The following is a 1,043-nucleotide window of genomic DNA, read 5'->3' on the forward strand; positions in this document are numbered from 1 at the left end:
CTGGCGGCGCGAGGCGTGCCAGCAGTACCAGGCGGCGTCCTCGGTGATCGCCTCGGCGACGGCGGCGGCGATGAAGCCGTCGTAGAGGTCCGCGCCCTGCGAGCTGTCGTCCCAGGTGACGCCATAGGACTGACTCCAATCCTTGTTGCGCGTCGGGTGGTTGGAGCCATCGTAATCGACCAGATAGGGCGGGTCGGTAGCGAACAGGATCGCCCGCTCGCCTTTCATCAGGCGGCGCACATCGTCATGGTTGGTCGAGTCCCCGCAGAGCAGCCGGTGGGTGCCGAGGATCCAGAGATCGCCGCTGCGCGACGCCGGATTGCGGGGCGGCTCCGGGATGGTCACCGGCGGGACCGAGCCCCCGGCGCCACCTTCTTCACCGTCCCACTCCGGCACGAAGGCCAACAACTTGTCGAGTTCCCCGTCGGAAAACCCGACCAGCGAAAGATCGAAGTCCTCGGCCAGCAGCTCGTTCAGCTCGGCCGAGAGCAACGCCTCGTCCCATGACCCGAGTTCGGTCAGCTTGTTGTCCGCGATGCGATAGGCCCGGCGCTGCGCCTCGGTCAGATGCCCGAGTACGATCACCGGCGCCTCGGTCAGCCCCAGCTGCGTTGCAGCAAGCACCCGGCCGTGGCCCGCGATCAACTCGCCGTCCTCGCCCACAAGGCAGGGCACGGTCCAGCCGAACTCGGCCATGCTGGCAGCGAGCCTGGCGACCTGGTCGGCACCGTGCAGCTTGGCGTTCTTCGCGTAGGGCTGCAGGCGCGCAAGCGGCCAGGTCTCGATCCGCTCGGGAGCGAAGGCGAGGGTCATGAGGAATCCTGTCGATGATGGCGGGGTGGACCCCGGTTCGGTGGAGTCCACCGGCTTCCAGCTGGATTCCGGAGTCCAGGGTATCCACCCCGGAATCCACCAGCCAAGGCGCTGTTATTGCGTTGTTATTTCAGATTGCGTGGTGGCTTCCGGCCGGGGAGGCCTCCCAAAAATCCGGCCCTGTCGCTGGCGATGTCCCGCGCTTCGCCCGCCAGCATACGAATATCGCC

The 1,043-nt window shown here is 66.9% G+C and carries 1 protein-coding gene; it reads right to left on the reverse strand.

All coding sequences use genetic code 11. The features are described from left to right. The coding region (locus tag E3D03_RS20865) for a site-specific DNA-methyltransferase (RefSeq protein ID WP_263568534.1) at positions 1–813 on the reverse strand (813 nt) is incomplete at its 3' end. Positions 814–1,043: the final 230 nt, after the last annotated feature.

It is taken from the genome of Paracoccus sp. DMF, assembly GCF_004407025.1.
Classification (GTDB): Bacteria; Pseudomonadota; Alphaproteobacteria; order Rhodobacterales; family Rhodobacteraceae; genus Paracoccus; species Paracoccus aminovorans_B.